We start from the raw sequence: 16,695 nt of genomic DNA, 5'->3' as shown, positions 1-16,695 counted from the left end.
CTTCTGAATGATTCATTCTCTTAGTATGAGGATGATTCATTTTGAGGACAGTCCTTTTTGTTGCATTTCTCTATATGTGTCAAAATATCGTTCGTAATAATGGCTTCCTGCAGAAATCATGAATAAATGAAATAGAGGGAGTACGCCGATCATCGCTGGATTGTTAAACAATAATACACCTTCTTGTGCCATAAATACCTCAACGGTCAAAAGAAAAAGGATGCTCCATAATGTATATTTCCAATCCCTGTTCCTAAAAAAAATAACCAAGCTATAAAAGTACGTCGCAAACCAAATGTACATGGCATTCCCTGCGATCAAATCCCTGACAGGATTCGAAAAATGATTCAGGGGAATGATATATAGCTTCAGCAGGGAAGATAAAATCCAGGCAAAAGAAAGTGAGACGGTGGAGAGTGAAAAGAACAAAGTGATGAAATGAACATAATGATTCGAAGAGTCCTCTAGAACCTTCCACCAGGTCTTGGCCAGTATAACAGAAAGGATAAGAAAAAATGTTGTATAATACGATTCCCACCAATGATGTTCGTATAAATTCGTGTGTATGAACCACGTTTCAATAAGGAAGAAGACACCGATGATGACTGCAATCCTCCATGCGGGCAAGCGGTACAACACAATGTACGTTATGGCAACCGGAACCGAAAATGCCTGTGAACTGATCGAACCGAGGACGCTGTCATTGTAATTATTCGATAAAATATGGGGATGATACGTATAGCTGTTAAATAATACAAATATGACATATTCAAATACATAGGCCAACCCGGAAATGAAAAGCCAAAATAGAATGATCCGGCCAGAAATTTGACGATTCTTCATCACGATGAAGAATAATGTAAAAATGCTGAAAAGGCTAAGGAATACAAAGGGAACCCAGTTCGCCATTCTAATGCTCCTTACGTTACAGTATAAAAATAGTGTTCACCGATAAGGTGGAATTATTTATTTTATAGAAAAAAATTGATATTTAGTATCCACAGACGGTTTAATATTGAAGGATCTTCCTTAAGAGACTATAGTTAACAGTAACTCCTTCCAAACCGAATTGAACGCTATACATAAAGAAAGGGGAGCACTTCATTGAAAATTAGTGATTTTTCCATACGACGACCGGTGTTCACCATTGTCACCATGCTGCTAATCCTAATTCTGGGAGGGGTTTCCCTTCTCAGGATTCCGTTGAAACTCATTCCCGACCTCAATCCACCGGTTGGTGTCGTGGTGACCAATTATCCTGGAGCTGGTCCTCAGGAGGTGGTGGAAAAGGTAACAAAACCACTTGAAGAAAGCCTGTCCACCTTGCCTGGGATGAAGAACCTTCAATCGACTTCCAGGGAAGGTTCAAACTTTATTCTCCTTGAATTTTCATGGTCGACCTCCATCGATGAGATTGAAAACGATGTCCTGCAGCGCCTCGACCAAACTCCACTTCCGGACGGGGCCGAGAAACCAAGGTTTCTCAAATTTGACCCTGCCCAGTTCCCGATCATTCAATTTTCTTTACGGGAAGAAGGGGACGAGTCCAATCTAAAGACACTATCCCAGAATTTGAAACAGGAACTGACAAGAGTGGAAGGTGTCGCAAATGTAAATGTTTCAGGTTCATTAACGGACGAAGTGGTCATCGAACTGAATCAGCAAGCATTGAAAGATAATCGTCTAAGTCAAGGGGATGTGGTCAATACCATCCGCGCTAACAATGTGACAGCTCCCGGAGATACGATCGAGACAGAAGGCCAAACATTGACTACGAGAGTAGTAAGCAAGCTCCAGTCTGTGGATGAATTGAAGGGATTGGTCCTTCAAGTGAATCCTCAAACCGGAAAGAAGCTTAAGCTTTCTGATGTTGCGAAAGTTGAACAGAGAAAACAGGATACAAACACAATCACACGTGCAAACGAAGAATCTGCCATTCTTTTCAGTGTGCTGCAGCAATCAGATGCTAACACTGCCTCCGTATCGAAAGCGTTTCAAAAGGAACTGGACCGGCTCCTTAAGCAGGATCAATATAAATCAATCAAAGCTGATATCCTGTTCGATCAGGGGGATTACATTGCTCAAGCCATCGGAAATATCGCCAATTCCCTCCTGATAGGTGGAGCCTTTGCCATGCTTGTGCTCTTCTTATTTTTGAAGAATGTAAAAAGTCCCCTTATCATCGGGGTAGCGATTCCTTATTCAGTCATTGTTACATTTGTTCTTATGTTTTTTGCCGATTTCGCATTGAATATCATGACATTGGGTGCCTTGGCTCTTGGAATTGGAATGCTGGTGGATAATGCGATAGTAGTCATTGAAAACATTTATCGCCATTTATCCTTGGGGAAAAATCCGAGGGAAGCTGCTAGTATCGGGGCAAAAGAAGTAGGGGGGGCCATTACCGCTTCTACCCTGACTACTGTAGCGGTATTTCTGCCGGTTGTTTTTATATCCGGTTTACTGGGTGAATTGTTTACCGAATTCGCCCTTACGATTTCTTTTAGTTTATTGGCCTCCCTTGTAGTGGCATTGACGGTTATACCGATGCTCGCAAGCAGGCTGCTGAAGAAACCAAAAGGGAATATCGAAGCAAAGCGGAGACGTTCTAAGAGCAGAAAGACATTCGCCCGGTCAGTTAAATGGGCGCTTCGTCACCGGTTCATCGTATTATTTATCACTCTCATTATATTAGTGGGTGGCGGGCTTGGTCTTATGACGGTTGGGACGCAGTTTTTACCACCAACTGATGAAGGGTTTTTCAACATGAGAGTCGAATTGGATAATGGGGCTTCCGTCGAAGAGACCAATAAAGTCGTCAAAGCGATTGAAGGCCGGTTGGAAAAAGAAAAAGATGTCGATGTTTTCGTAAGTCTTGTTGGTACAACCCAGGAAGAATCATTTAGAGGAAGTGGAAAAGCGAATATTGCAGAAGTTTATGTGAAGATGGTGCCTCTTGATGAACGGGAGAGGTCGATCTTCAGCTTTGCGGATGAAGTAAAGCCTAAAGTGGAAAAAGCTGCACAAAAGGTAAATAAATCTGCTGAAGTTTCCTTTAACTTACAATCAACATCCGGCTCCAGTCCTCAAACCTTGACGTTTAACTTGAGAGATACGGATCAGAATCGACTGAAGGAGTCCGTCGATACGTTATTCGCTTCTTTAAAAGGCATGAAGGATGTCACAGAGGTTTCAACAGATCAGATGGAGACTGTGAAAGAAGTCCAAATGAAGGTGAACCGGGAGAAAGCCCTTGAACAAGGCTTGGCACCTGCTCAAATCGGGACGCTCGTTCAAGATGTAACCAGGGGGGTCCTGACTACCCAAATGGTCACAGGGTCTTCTGACGTCATCAATGTTCTCGTTCAATATGACAGGAACATCACCGAAAATCTCGATTCTTTAAAGAAACTTCTCATTCCAAATGGACAAGGAAAGTATATTCAATTAAGCTCCGTCGTCGACTTTTCAATTGAGGATGGACCTGTCAGCATTCAGAGAATTGACCAGCAGCATGCCGTTCAATATACACTCAACTATTCATCCTCAACCAATCTTGGAGCCATTTCGAAGGCGGTTGATGAGAAGATCGAATCATTAGATCTTCCAAATGAGACATTGGTTTCATTCAGTGGGGACAGAGAGCTCCTTGAGGATTCAATTGATGACATGGTACTGGCCCTTGGGCTTGCCATCGTGCTTGTCTATATGGTCATGGCTGCACAATTCGAGTCATTTAAGTACCCGTTTGTCATCATGTTTACTGTTCCCCTCATGGTAATAGGTGTAGCGATCGCCTTAGCCATTACACAGACACCTATCAGCATATCGGCGATCATTGGAGTGATTGTACTGGCAGGGATCGTCGTCAACAATGCTATCGTCATCGTGGATTATATCAATCAGCGTAAAGAGGCGGGTACGGGCAGCTTTGACAGCATCGTCGAAGCGGTTCAGGACAGGGCAAGACCGATCTTCATGACGGCACTGACGACGATACTCGGCTTATTGCCACTGGCACTCGGGCTTGGGGAAGGTACCGAAATCAATCAGCCTATGGGCATTGCCGTCATCGGTGGACTGGTCAGCTCGACTTTATTGACCATTTATATCATACCGATTGTTTACAGCTTCTTTGATAAAGAGACGAGAAGAATGAAGAAACCAAGAGAAACATACGTATATAAAGAATAGAACACACAACGAGAGTTAACCAGGTGCTAAGCAATCACCTCAGTATGATGAGGTATCTTAGTCGAAAGGTTAACTCTTTTTTTATCAAAAAATTATGGTTACAAGCGGGGGAGAAGATCGATTTGGAAAAAGGTATCTATTTGATCACGGGGTTTCCGGGCTTTTTAAGTCATAATATTGTGGAAGAGTTACTCAAACAGAATAAGGTATCGAAGGTATACTTACTTCACCTTCGTTCAATGAGGAAGCAGGCGGAAGAAGGTATACGTAAACTGAGATTTCTGTCAGATGCAGAGATCATCCTTGTAGAAGGGGACATTACCCGAACGAATCTTGATATGGCAGAAGAGAAGATCTTCGAGATTCGGGAGGAAGTGGAATATGTTTGGCATTTGGCAGCCATCTATGATCTTGCAGTCCCTCAGGATCTTGCACAGAAGGTAAATGTAGAAGGCACACGACATGTCAATAATTTCTGTCAAACCTTAGCGGAATTAAAAAGATACGTGTATTTTTCCACTGCTTTTATAGCGGGATCACGTGAAGGTGAGCTAATGGAGAATGAATTGATCCTTCCTGAGCGATTTCATAATTTCTATGAAAGGACAAAATATGAAGCAGAGGTCATGGTGGAAGGATTGAAGGGGAGACTGCCGATCACGATCATCCGTCCGGGTATCGTGAAAGGAAACTCAGAAACCGGCGAGACCGTGAAGTTCGACGGACCATATTTTATTATGAATATGTTTAAGCGATTATCTTTCCTGCCGTGGATTCCATTTCTCGGTGAGGGTACCTCTTATATAAATATTGTGCCTGTTGAATATGTCGTGAAAGCATCCATTTATCTGTGCCATGAGGAGGTTGGGACTGGAAAGACGTATCATCTGACTGATCCAGAACCACTGATGGTAAAGGAAGTGTATGAGCAGATTTTATGGCATATGTTAAAAAAGAAACCAAAGGGGAATATTCCATTACCCCTTTCTAATTGGGCACTCGGATTCCGTTTTATACGACGTTATTTAAAAGTCGAACGGGAAGCCTTGGACTATTTTACACTTCCAGGTGAATTCAATTGTCAAAATGCCCAAAATGACCTGGAGGGGACATCGATTATATGCCCAACCCTTTCCAGCCAGATTGAAAAGATGGTTGAGTTTTATCTTGAACATGCGTCTAATGAGCGATTGCACGTAAAAATTGATTAAAAGCCAAATGGAAACATTCTAAGGAACATTCATCGTAATAATTGGGAGAGATATGGTAAAAATAAAGGGAGAAGCATCAATAGGAGGAATCTCAAGATGTCATTTTCCCTTACTCTATACCCTGATCGACACAAACACAGTCCCTTCCATATGCCTATTAAAAGTATCCCATTTCAGCACTCCATTTTTACGGGGTGTATATGAAGTCATCCATTACAAAATTAGAAGGGATCCTCTGGAGTATTGCGCTGCCGGGTTTTCCTCAATTGCTTGTCGGTTTATGGTTTAAGGGAACGCTGTTTGTACTTCTTGAGATCATTATCAATATCCAAAGTAACTTCAATCTGGGGATCATGTACAGTTTTTTAGGTGAAACACATAAAGCAGCAGAGATCATTGATTACCAGTGGCTCATGTTTTATCCATGTTTATATATGTTTGCCATGTGGGATGCGTATAAAATTGCCGGTGCCCAAAAGGAAAACTACAGCTTTTTACCCTTTGTTATGTCTGCTTATATGGTAACGGTTGGTTTGATGTATTCCCCAAAGGTATATCTATTCGGAAAATTTATCGGACCCATTTTTCTGCCGATTTTGTTTGTGATTCCCGGTGTGTTGTTGGGACTTTTGATAAGAGCCATCCTGCTACGAAGTCAATAAAATTTTTCTCTTTACGAATAGGTTTTTTTGAGATAAAATACATCTATACAAATGAACGTTTTCTACCTGTCAAAGGGGAGTAGCTATAGGTTTCATACCTAAACAAAGTCGTCAATTCATGGTGCATGCCATCGGCTTTGTTGGCATATCCGTATGCTAAGCAAGACCTTTGCCTTATTTAGGCAAGGGTCTTTTTATTTTTATAAAATTCCTTGCCTATTGGAAAACTAACTATGTAAATAGGGAGGGACTAAAGGTATGGATGCTTCGATGTTATTGGAATATGGATGGGTCCTACTGATATTGGTAGGTCTTGAAGGGATTTTAGCTGCTGATAATGCGGTGGTAATGGCTGTAATGGTCAAACATTTGCCTGGGGAACAAAGGAAGAAAGCACTTTTTTATGGTCTGTTAGGAGCTTTTGTCTTTAGGTTCGCTGCATTATTTCTTATTTCGTTCTTAGTCAATGTGTGGCAGGTCCAGGCCATTGGGGCCATCTATTTATTCTACGTGGCCATTCACCATTTTGTGAAGAAAAGGAAAGGCACCGGGGAAATAGAAGAGAAACCGGCAAAAGGCTCGGGATTCTGGACTACTGTGCTAAAGGTGGAACTTGCGGATATCGCATTCGCGGTTGATTCCATGCTTGCTGCCGTTGCTTTGGCTGTGACCCTGCAACCGACTGGATGGTTTGATATAGGAGGGATAGACGGAGGGCAATTTATTGTCATGTTCCTTGGCGGCATCATCGGATTGGTGATCATGAGATTTGCTGCAACCTGGTTCGTGAAATTATTGGAGAAATACCCTACCTTAGAATCAGCAGCATTTTTAATTGTTGGCTGGGTAGGTGTGAAACTGGCCGTGTTTACCCTCGCTCATCCTGATGTAGCCATCCTGGACCACCACTTTCCTGAATCAAAAGGGTGGAAACTTGTATTCTGGAGCGTATTGATTCTGCTATCTGTAGGCGGGTATTTATTATCAAGAAGAAAAGCAAAACAGGAAGAAGCAGAAATAGAAAGAAAAGCAAAAGCAGAATGATGTCAATATTTAAAGCTAACGTGGAATTTCCATGTTAGCTTTTTTGCTTTTTTGGGGAGGATGAAGCCTCATATTCACAGCTCGTCCATATGAAAAATCATTCATGTTGAAGCGATTTCTCAATTTTTATTTGGATAAACCCCCTAAAAAAAAATTCTTTTAACGTAACTCCTTTAATAAGGCGATCGATCGGCCAAATCCAAACTAACTTCCGAGGTGTACATATGAAAAAACAATCAAAAATCATGAAATCTTCATTAGCAGTAATTGTAGCGAGTTCTATTAGCTTACCAGGATCACTCGCGTTTGCAAATTCAAACGGCGATAACTTTGACAGCATTAAATTAGATCAAGAGAAAACAGCCAGTGCTGATGTTGCAGTAAATGATGATGCAATGTTGGAATCATCAACTAATGAAATTGAAAAACTGCAGGAATCCACAGAGGCTCCATCCTTGTTGCCTGGTGATTTTTTCTATTTTGCGAAGCTTGCAATCGAAAAAATCCAGCTCGCATTTACAATGGACGAAGCTAAAGAAGCCAAGCTATTAGCCGGGTATGCTGCAGAAAGATTGGCTGAAGTAGAAGAGTTATTCAAAGATGGTAAACAAGAAGAAGCCATCGAAGCCTTAAATAAAGCGATTGAGATGATGAAAAAATCGGAAAATCAGTGGTCTGATGATGAAATCAAAAAGGATTCAGCTGATGGTGACAGTGTTGAGTCTGATACTGAAAAGAAAGATGAATCTAAAGTGGAAGAAGAAACTGATAACACAACTTCTGGAGATGCCGTAAATGAAGAATCCACTTCCGGTGATCGAGAGAGTGAAGAGAATTCCGGTGATATCGCTATGGAAGAAATGATGGCACAAAACATCTTATCACTTAAAGCAAATATGGAAAAAGTGAAGAATCCAAAAGCGAAAGCGGCACTTCTAAAAAATATTGAAAAGAGTTACTTGAAATTAGCTGAAAAGCTTGACAGGTTGGACAAGAAAGCTGAGAAAAAGGCTAAAAAGGATGAAACTGAAGAGAATACAAAAACACCGATGGAAGAATCACCTCTCATAAAGACAGAAGAGCCGGCAAAGGAAGAAGCTCCGGTTGAACAGACTACCGAAATGACAAATCCTGAAAAAGAAGAAACTGTTTCACCAGTAAAGGAGCCTGTAGAGAAAAAAGAAGAGAAAAAAGAAGTGAAGAAAGAATGGAAAGCACAGCATAAAGAAGCAAAACAAGTACGTAAACAAGAAAAAGTAGAAGCAAAAGAAGTACGTAAACAAGAGAAAAAAGAAGCCCACTACGAGAAAAAAGAAGAAAAACAACAACATCCAGCACCAGTCAAAGTAAATCATCGTCACAGTGAGAACGACAAACGGCAAGAAGGCGGTAAGGGTCATCATAAAGAATCATAATTTCGATTTAGAGGCCGAAAGTGATTGACACATCAGTCAGGAAAGGGTTCTAAAACAACCCTTTCTCCCTAATATCCTTTTACATTCAACACCATATGAGTATAATAGTGTGCAGGATGGGGTGAGGCTGATGCTAAATGTTCTACTATTTCTACTCGCTAAACAAAAGAAAAAACAATCGCTTGAAGAGATGGCGATCCAAATACAAAATGGTGATGAGCAATTATTGAACATAGTTCTCGAAGACTATAAGCCATTTATTAAAAAAACGGTGTCATCGGTCTGCAAACGATTCATTTATGAAAGTGATGATGAATTCAGCATCGGTCTGATTGCCTTTCATGACGCTATATTAAAGTATAATCTCCAACGGGGCTCTTCCCTCATCAGTTTCTCTGAAGTAATCATCAAGCGGAAAGTGATTGATTACATCAGGAAAAATGGGAAGTTTCAGGATATCAGCTTCGATAAGAGCATCTTTGAAGATGGGGATGATTCTTCGAATTTAACGATCGATCAGATTGTATCTGTAGAGGAATTCGGAAAACAGGAGGAAGCCAGAAAGAGACGTGAAGAGATCCTGTATTTCCAGGAACAACTGGCTCAATACAAGTTGTCCTTTCAAGATCTGGTTGAACAATCGCCCAAGCATGAAGATGCACGATTGAACGCCATAGAGATCGCCAAAAAGGTAGTAGGTTCACAAGAACTTTTAGATTATCTTATAGAAAAAAGACGATTGCCGATAAAAAAATTAGAAAAACAGGTGAACGTCACCAGAAAAACAATTGAGAGAAATAGAAAATATATTATAGCCATTTCTCTTATTCTTATAGGGGATTATGTCTATTTAAGGGATTATTTAAAAGGGCGGTTAGAGATATGAAAAAAGGGATCATTATGGAAATCAAACAGGATATCCTGGTGATGATGACACCGGAAGGAGAATTTCTTAAAGGAAGAAAGCAACCCGATCAACAGTATGCGATAGGGGAAGAGATTCCTTTCTTTCCCTTGAGCTCAAGAGCTGATAAACCAAAGTCAATTCCTAAGTGGAATTGGAAAGTGTCGACTTCTTTGTTGACAGTCCTTGTCGTCATCATTGCCCTGTTCTCAAGTTCTGTGCTGCAGAACAATCGGGCTTATGCCTATGTTTCGGTCGATATCAATCCCAGTATGGAACTAACATTAAATAAAGAACAGCAGGTATTGAATATCATGCCGTACAATGATGATGCTAAGGTTCTCATAAAGAAACTGAGTGACTGGAAAAACGAAGATGTTGGTGAAGTGACGGAGAAAATCTTCCTTTTAAGTGAACGACTCGGATATTTAAAGGGTATTCAAAATGTGTTCATCACTTCTTCCTTTATTGATGATTCCGATCCTGAACGGGAAACCGAATTACTGGACGAATTAAATGAGTTCGTGGAGGAGTACGGTTCTGATCATTCCACAAACATCATCATGAAAGAAACATCCCGGGAGTTTAGGGAAAAAGCATCAGAAAAAGGAATGACTGCCGGCTCTCTTATACGTGAAACAGAACAAAAGGATTCCAATCAAAAAACAGAGTCTGTAGAAAAAGAATTGAACAAAGAAGATAAAGAAGTTCAAGAAAAAGTGATCAAACAGGAAAAAGAGAAGCAAAAGAAAGCTATTATAGATGAAAAAGTCAAAGCTGCGAATCAAAAGGTGAATCCGCCAGGAAAAGAGAAGAAACAAAATGCGGATAAGATTCAAAAACCTCAGAAAAACAATGACCATCCGCAAAAGCCTCATCCCGAAAATAAAGGGGAGAGGGGAAAACCTGAAAAGTCACAAACTGGGAACTCCTCGATAGGTAACAATGGGAACAGAGGTAATGAGAGACCTAATAAAGTGCATGACAATTCTCAGCGAAATGACCAGGGGACACATAGAAACGATGATAAGCAAAATGATCATCAGAATAGAAATGAAGATAAGAAACACCACCATGAAAACAGGCCGAAAAATAAAAAAGAGTAAGAAAGACAGACAAAGGCTCATTCAACTGAATGGGTCTTTGTTATTGGTTAATTTAAAAGGGTAGCTGGTACGTGCCAGCTACCCGAATGCCATATTATTTAGTTTGTTGTCCAGTTAATTGAGACTGAGCTTGTTTCACAAGACGCTTCGTGATTTCTCCACCAACGGATCCGTTAGAGCGGGCAACTGTATCTGATCCAAGCGTCACGCCAAACTCCTGGGCGATTTCATATTTCACTTGATCAAGGTACTGTTCAACACCGGGAACAAGTAATTTATTTGAACTTCTAGCCATAGTCGTTTCCTCCTTACTAGGATACTTGAAACAATGAATGTTTCAGTACCTATATTATTTGTATTATCATCGTGAACATGAATGGTAATATTTCGCCGAAATTGTATTGTTTGCTTAGAAATAATATGAATCATCACACTTGTCGGTTTAGGAGGCTTTTATTAAAGGAAGAATAAACAATATTAGAAATTATTCATTTTTCCTTTCAATCTTCGGATTTATTCTTTAAGATAGAAAAGGAAATAACGTTGAAAGGGAATTACATATATGTGGTATAAGCTTAGGTTGAATTTAAATAAATTAACTCCAGCACAAGTCATTGTAACGTATTATCTTCTTGCAGTGACGATAGCGACAGTCATGCTCAGTCTTCCCATTGCTCATAAATCAGGGGCAGAGTGGAGTTTCCTGGATGCAATCTTTACGGCAGTAAGTGCCGTGAGCGTCACAGGACTTACTGTTGTGAGTACAGTGGACACATTCAATACGACAGGAATATTCATCTTAATGTTCGTGCTTCAATTTGGTGGAATCGGAATCATGACACTCGGTACCTTTTTCTGGCTGATTGTAGGAAAGAAGATTGGATTGAAAGAACGCCGCCTCATCATGACGGATCAAAACCAGACAAGCCTTTCAGGTCTTGTGAATTTATTAAAACAAATCTTATTATTGATTATTTTCATTGAAATCGTTGGCGCTTTCATTTTAGGAGTCTATTTTTTAGGCTATTATCCCACGTGGCAACAGGCTTTTATCCATGGATTATTTGCTTCTGTCAGTGCCACGACGAATGCTGGTTTTGATATTACTGGACAATCCCTCATTCCCTATGCGAATGATTACTTTGTCCAATTCATCACCATCATTTTATTGACACTCGGTGCCATCGGATTTCCAGTCCTGATTGAGACCAAAGATTATCTGATGAGCAAGAAGAGAAATAAGCATCATTTTTCTTTATACTCAAAAATCACGACCGTGACGTTTTTTGCGCTCATGGCATTCGGGACCCTGGTCATCTTTCTATTTGAATATAACCGCTTTTTTGACGGCATGGAATGGCACGAATCATTCTTTTATGCATTTTTCCAATCGGCTACAACAAGGAACGGGGGACTTGCCACCATGAATGTGGCTGAGTTTTCAACTCCCACCTTATTGGTCATGAGTGCCCTTATGTTCATCGGGGCATCGCCAAGCTCGGTCGGCGGAGGGATCAGGACCACGACATTTGCCCTGAATATTTTATTTTTATTTCATTTTGCTAAGGGAAATCAAACCATCAAAATATTCAAAAGGGAAATTCATCAGCAGGATGTCATCAAATCCCTGGTCGTGACAATGATGGCCATTTTTATCTGTTTCCTGTCTGTCATCATTCTTACTTTCACAGAAGACCATTCGATAATGGAGATTGTGTTTGAAGTTGCGTCTGCATTCGGAACGACGGGATTATCCATGGGAATCACATCTGAACTTTCCTCGGTAGGTAAATGCGTGATCATCGCCCTGATGTTTATCGGTCGGGTGGGGATACTTTCCTTCCTCTTTATGATTGGAGGAAAAGAAAAGACTGCAAAATATCACTATCCTAAAGAACGGGTTATTATAGGGTAATGGACTCTTTAAAAACGATGCTGCATGCAGCATCGTTTTTTTGTTCATTTAAGGATGAAGAGGGTATTCTCATTTCAATGCGGAGTAGGGTACGTTAAAGTGGATCATTAGGTATAGGATGATGGGGATGGAGATGATCCATCCTAATAACGGGTTTTTGTGATGGATTATAAGCACTGTGAACATCATGAGATTAAAAAGAAGATCCCAACCGAAATGCCAGCCGTTGTGGTATGTCATTATCCCGATGAGATGGGAAAGGCCTTCTGTCAAACCATAGATACCTGTCCATAACAAGATCCAACCAAATCTTCTCAATAATCCCGTCGGAAGTCTCCCGATAAAAATGGAGATTGTGACTGGATATTGAATCGCCATCTTGGCCAATGAAATGATGGTATGATTCAAATGAAGAGAGTCACCAAATGGGGTGACAGTGCGGAACTCCCACATGGAGTAATCAAATAGTAGAATTTGTGAAAGCAAATCCCCGATAATGAAAAATAACAAAGTGGGATAATAGCTGTAAAAATCCTTCCAGTTGCCAAACCTCCACCCTAAAAAAGCGTATGCCAGCAAAAAAATTAGTATCATGTCCTCATATCCTATCCTCATTCGCACTTTTCCCTTAGTTTCCGGAGTAAATGTTGATTTATTCAGTTGAGTGAATACCTATTTTTAGAAGAATGGAAAAGGAGGAGGCGGGGAAAATAAGGTCAAAGGAGATGAGTCATAAATGAAACGTAAAGCACATTATGATGCTGCTGAGAAAAACAATCAAACACCACTTAAGAATAAGCGGGAGACTGAATTTTCTGCTGAGTTTTCCCAAGGTGAGGACCCGGCAAAAGGGAAGAATAGAAATTCATCAAAAGGCAAAAAAGGGAGAAGCTGATGAAAGACAAAAAACAGTCTTTCCGTGAAGAATTCGGTCAGGAATTTGGAGATGTCAATGCAGCCAAAATCATGGAAGTGATCCAAAAACAACCAAAGACAGAAGAAAAGAAGAAAAAATGTTAAGCGAATCGCTTAACATTTTTTCTTCTTTATCATTGAACAAGTTGACGGTCAAACTCGAATACGGTTGATTGACCAGTTGAGGGTTCAAAGTAGGCAAGGACGTATTGATCCTGACCTTCTTTTGAACGGATCGTTTCAAGGAGTGTATGCTTATACAACTCTTTTTCGTTTAATTTAAGACTGGCAAATGCCTCACCTGCGATGGTTGGCTGTGCTAAAAGATTTTGATAAATGGCAGATCGCTCTTCCTTCGTAAGCTCATGCGTCCACCACGGTTTTCTTGGTTTGTATTTTTGATTGTCTAAATAATCCAGTTTCATGAGACCCTCAATGACTGAAATTTGAAAGCTTGTTTCAGTGGACAAGAATTCATGCAGTCGCTTGAACAGATCTTCTAACTGATGGCCGATTCGGGACCATCCCCGATCTTCCCAATATGAGCCAAACTGCTGGAAGAAATCAAATGGCGTGTCAAAGCATTCAGTAACCAGGTATTCAATTGTGCGATCCATGCGGTGATCGTTCCAATATTTCTCCAATACGTCTTCCACTTGCTTGATCCGAACGATATCGTCGAAAGACAATACGTTATTCCCCAAAATTTCATAAGGAGAAGTATCCATATACGTATATTGATGATCATTTGCGCGAATTCTCAGGCCGGTGCCGCGCAGCATCTTAAGAAATCCTAATTGTAGTTCTTCAGGTCTCATTTCAAACACATCATTGAACGTTTTTCGGAATGAGTGGTAATCCTCTTCAGGAAGACCCGCGATCAAATCCAGATGCTGATCGATTTTTTTACCCTCTTTCACCATGGTGACGGTTCTAGTGAGTTTTTTATAGTTTTGTTTTCTCATGACCAGATCATTTGTTTCATCGTTGGTTGATTGGATGCCGATCTCAAAACGGAATAGCCCCCGTGGTGCATGTTCATTGAGGAATTCAATCACTTCGGGACGCATGATGTCTGCCGTAATTTCAAATTGAAAGACGGTACCCGGAACGTGCTCGTCAATAAGGAATTGAAACATTTCCATTGCGTAGCTTCGGCTTATGTTAAAGGTCCGGTCCACAAACTTGATGGTTTTCGCTCCATGTTTCATAAGGAATCGGATGTCTTCCTTTACCTTTTCACGGTCAAAGTAGCGAACACCCACTTCAATGGAAGAAAGACAGAATTGACAGCGGAAAGGGCAGCCTCTGCTTGTCTCGATATATGTCACCCTTTTGCCCAGTTCTTGCAGGTCTTCCTTAAAACGGAAAGGGGAAGGGACATCCCTTAAATCAATTTTATTTTGTTGAGGTTTGATGACAGGCTTTCCATCAGCTAAATATGCCACTCCATGTACCTTCGACCAATCTCGATCACCATCAAGCTGATCCAATAATTGTTTGAAGGATTCCTCGCCTTCTCCAATGACAATAAAGTCAACGTCTTCAAGGCGCTCAAGCCAATACGGAACGTCATATGTCACTTCAGGACCTCCAAGGATGATCGTTACCTCAGGCATGATTTTTCGAAGGATCTGAATGACTTTGATCGTTTCTTCGATATTCCAGATGTAGCAGCTGAATCCGATGATGTCCGGCTTTTTAGAGAATAAGTCGGTAACGATATTCAGGGTTGGATCCTTAATCGTGTACTCAGAGAGCTCAATTTCATGTTGTGGTTCCGCATAGGCCTTCAGACAGCGAATGGCTAAATTCGTGTGAATGTATTTTGCATTTAACGTACTTAAGACGACTTTCTTCATTTATAAACTCCTTTATTCTAAGTCCGTTTGACGCTTAGTCAAATGACTTTCAGTAACCGAATTTTATATATATGGCAAGTTGTTCGTACAACATAATCAACCAACCTGATTATCATTTTATCTAAGCTTGCGATAAAGCTCAATGTTTGTCTGATAAGAATTTAAAATTATTGTAACTATTAGAAGGGATTTTAGGAAAAGGTGCGAATAATATAAGGTAATGAACATTTTTGAAAATTGTGTTGAATGGTGATCCGGAAGCTCGTATTCTCCTTAATCGAATAGTTTATCATGAAAAAGGGACTGACCCGTGAACATAATGGGGTCAGCCCTTTCTAGTGAGGGTTATCTTGTTTTCATTTCTCTTTTGGAGAGCAATTTCTGCAGCCTGGTGGACCTAAACTCTATGATAGGCTGCGTGATGCTCGTAAAGAATTTAGTTGAAAATATCATCGTCAGTACAAAGGATACCCCGAGTAACAGTACCAAACTGGTGTTAGGGTCAATCGTGTCCTTTAGATGACTTTCACGGAATAACCGTATGAGAAAACCATGGAGCAAGTAGACATAGAGAGTGTTTTTCCCCCATTTGGTGAAAAACTGCCTCTTTGTAGGGACAAATGTGAAAAAGCTGAAAATCATCACGACGTTCAATAAGTAAACAGCTGCCCTCACACCCATGCTGATTACGTTGTTCCATTCGAAATCTCCGTAAGGTTTGGAACCAAGAAGCCATTTGTCTGAGAATTCAGGAATGAAATACATCCCTAAAAATACGAGTACGAATAATGAACCTGCCACTATACGGGCTTTACTCGTTTTAAAATATTCGAAGTGCTCCTTCTCCATGTAGTACCCCATCAGGAAAATAGGAAAGAACACAAATGTTCGGGACAAGCTTAAATAGTTTGAAATAACATCGGCGAATCCTACAATCAGTCCAAGTGAAAAAGCCACTGTCAAGCCGATTCCGGGTTTAAATTTAAACCATTTAATGAATGCATAAAGCAGTGCGTTCCAGCAAAAAAGGCTGATAAGGAACCACAGAGACCAGTGAGGATTAAGTGGATCCACCTCGAATGTTGATTTTTGGTAAAGAAAATGATAGTACACCGTATAAATCAGTTGGAACACAATGTAGGGAAGTATCAGCTTTTTAGCAAGTTTCTGGATATACCCTTTTTTATAGAATCCTTTTGCGAAGAACCCTGCCACAAGGATGAAGGCCGGCATGTGGAAGGTGTAAATCGTTTTATACAACGAAAGGATAAAGGGATCGCTTTCGATATAGGATCGAATGATATGTCCAAATACCACTAAAAAGATCAAAATGAATTTGGCATTGTCGAAGTAATAGTCGCGCTGTTTCATATCTTCACCATCTTTTATAAAAGTTTAATCCTAATTCATTCTTACCCTAGGATACAATGAGTAAAACATGATTTTCATTGTTAATTATCACCAGAA

General features: G+C 40.4%; 15 protein-coding genes and 1 riboswitch. Of the genes, 10 read left to right on the top strand and 5 right to left on the bottom strand.

Annotation, left to right across the window (positions count from 1 at the left end; all coding sequences use genetic code 11):
- Positions 1–36: 36 nt before the first annotated feature.
- Positions 37–909 carry a hypothetical protein gene (locus AM506_RS01615; protein ID WP_060670141.1) on the bottom strand — a complete coding sequence of 291 codons (873 nt, stop codon included), beginning with the start codon at positions 907–909 and terminating at the stop codon, positions 37–39.
- 195 nt (positions 910–1,104) lie between these two features.
- Between AM506_RS01615 and AM506_RS01610 the strand changes: the two genes are divergently transcribed.
- From AM506_RS01610 to AM506_RS01580, 7 genes are all read left to right on the top strand, one after another.
- The gene (locus AM506_RS01610; protein ID WP_060670139.1) at positions 1,105–4,194 is read left to right on the top strand and encodes an efflux RND transporter permease subunit; all 3,090 of its coding nucleotides are present in this window, start codon (positions 1,105–1,107) and stop codon (positions 4,192–4,194) included.
- A 122-nt stretch (positions 4,195–4,316) separates the two neighbouring features.
- Positions 4,317–5,405 (top strand): SDR family oxidoreductase, encoded by a 1,089-nt coding sequence (locus tag AM506_RS01605; RefSeq protein WP_060670137.1) that lies wholly within the window; start codon positions 4,317–4,319, stop codon positions 5,403–5,405.
- A 200-nt stretch (positions 5,406–5,605) separates the two neighbouring features.
- Complete coding sequence (locus tag AM506_RS01600) at positions 5,606–6,067, top strand: hypothetical protein (protein ID WP_060670135.1); 462 nt, start codon at positions 5,606–5,608, stop codon at positions 6,065–6,067.
- A gap of 62 nt (positions 6,068–6,129) precedes the next feature.
- Positions 6,130–6,225: riboswitch (yybP-ykoY riboswitch) on the top strand.
- A gap of 100 nt (positions 6,226–6,325) precedes the next feature.
- Positions 6,326–7,111, top strand: a complete 786-nt coding sequence (locus AM506_RS01595; RefSeq protein WP_060670133.1) for a TerC family protein — start codon at positions 6,326–6,328, stop codon at positions 7,109–7,111.
- A gap of 224 nt (positions 7,112–7,335) precedes the next feature.
- The gene (locus AM506_RS01590) at positions 7,336–8,526 is read left to right on the top strand and encodes a DUF5667 domain-containing protein (RefSeq protein WP_060670131.1); all 1,191 of its coding nucleotides are present in this window, start codon (positions 7,336–7,338) and stop codon (positions 8,524–8,526) included.
- A gap of 130 nt (positions 8,527–8,656) precedes the next feature.
- Complete coding sequence (gene sigI / locus AM506_RS01585; protein ID WP_060670129.1) at positions 8,657–9,412, top strand: RNA polymerase sigma factor SigI; 756 nt, start codon at positions 8,657–8,659, stop codon at positions 9,410–9,412.
- Positions 9,409–10,536: an anti-sigma-I factor RsgI family protein gene (locus AM506_RS01580; protein WP_060670127.1), complete on the top strand. Its 1,128-nt coding sequence runs from the start codon at positions 9,409–9,411 to the stop codon at positions 10,534–10,536. Before sigI ends, AM506_RS01580 begins: the two co-directional genes overlap by 4 nt.
- A 94-nt stretch (positions 10,537–10,630) precedes the next feature.
- Here AM506_RS01580 and AM506_RS01575 read toward each other — a convergent pair whose 3' ends face one another.
- Positions 10,631–10,831 carry an alpha/beta-type small acid-soluble spore protein gene (locus AM506_RS01575; protein ID WP_034763616.1) on the bottom strand — a complete coding sequence of 67 codons (201 nt, stop codon included), beginning with the start codon at positions 10,829–10,831 and terminating at the stop codon, positions 10,631–10,633.
- A gap of 267 nt (positions 10,832–11,098) precedes the next feature.
- On the opposite strand from AM506_RS01575, the gene AM506_RS01570 reads away from it, so the two are divergent.
- The gene (locus tag AM506_RS01570) at positions 11,099–12,451 is read left to right on the top strand and encodes a TrkH family potassium uptake protein (RefSeq protein WP_060670125.1); all 1,353 of its coding nucleotides are present in this window, start codon (positions 11,099–11,101) and stop codon (positions 12,449–12,451) included.
- 69 nt (positions 12,452–12,520) lie between these two features.
- Here AM506_RS01570 and AM506_RS01565 read toward each other — a convergent pair whose 3' ends face one another.
- Positions 12,521–13,045 (bottom strand): CBO0543 family protein, encoded by a 525-nt coding sequence (locus tag AM506_RS01565; protein WP_152968507.1) that lies wholly within the window; start codon positions 13,043–13,045, stop codon positions 12,521–12,523.
- Positions 13,046–13,187: 142 nt separating this feature from the next.
- On the opposite strand from AM506_RS01565, the gene AM506_RS22925 reads away from it, so the two are divergent.
- On the top strand, positions 13,188–13,346 hold the full coding sequence (locus AM506_RS22925; protein ID WP_060670121.1) for a hypothetical protein: 159 nt from the start codon (positions 13,188–13,190) through the stop codon (positions 13,344–13,346).
- Entirely contained in the window at positions 13,346–13,471 is a 126-nt protein-coding gene (locus AM506_RS23250; protein ID WP_268788365.1) for a hypothetical protein, read from the top strand. The genes AM506_RS22925 and AM506_RS23250 overlap by 1 nt, the downstream gene beginning before the upstream one ends.
- Positions 13,472–13,500: 29 nt before the next feature.
- On the opposite strand, the gene AM506_RS01555 is transcribed toward AM506_RS23250, so the two are convergent.
- Complete coding sequence (locus tag AM506_RS01555; RefSeq protein ID WP_060670119.1) at positions 13,501–15,228, bottom strand: B12-binding domain-containing radical SAM protein; 1,728 nt, start codon at positions 15,226–15,228, stop codon at positions 13,501–13,503.
- A gap of 345 nt (positions 15,229–15,573) precedes the next feature.
- Positions 15,574–16,599, bottom strand: a complete 1,026-nt coding sequence (locus tag AM506_RS01550; RefSeq protein WP_060670117.1) for an acyltransferase family protein — start codon at positions 16,597–16,599, stop codon at positions 15,574–15,576.
- Between the last annotated feature and the right edge of the window lie 96 nt (positions 16,600–16,695).

The organism is Rossellomorea vietnamensis (genome assembly GCF_001305855.1).
GTDB classification, from domain to species: domain Bacteria; phylum Bacillota; class Bacilli; order Bacillales; family Bacillaceae_B; genus Rossellomorea; species Rossellomorea vietnamensis_A.
Note: the sequence above shows the minus strand (reverse complement) of the source record. Positions and strands in the feature narration are given on the sequence as shown.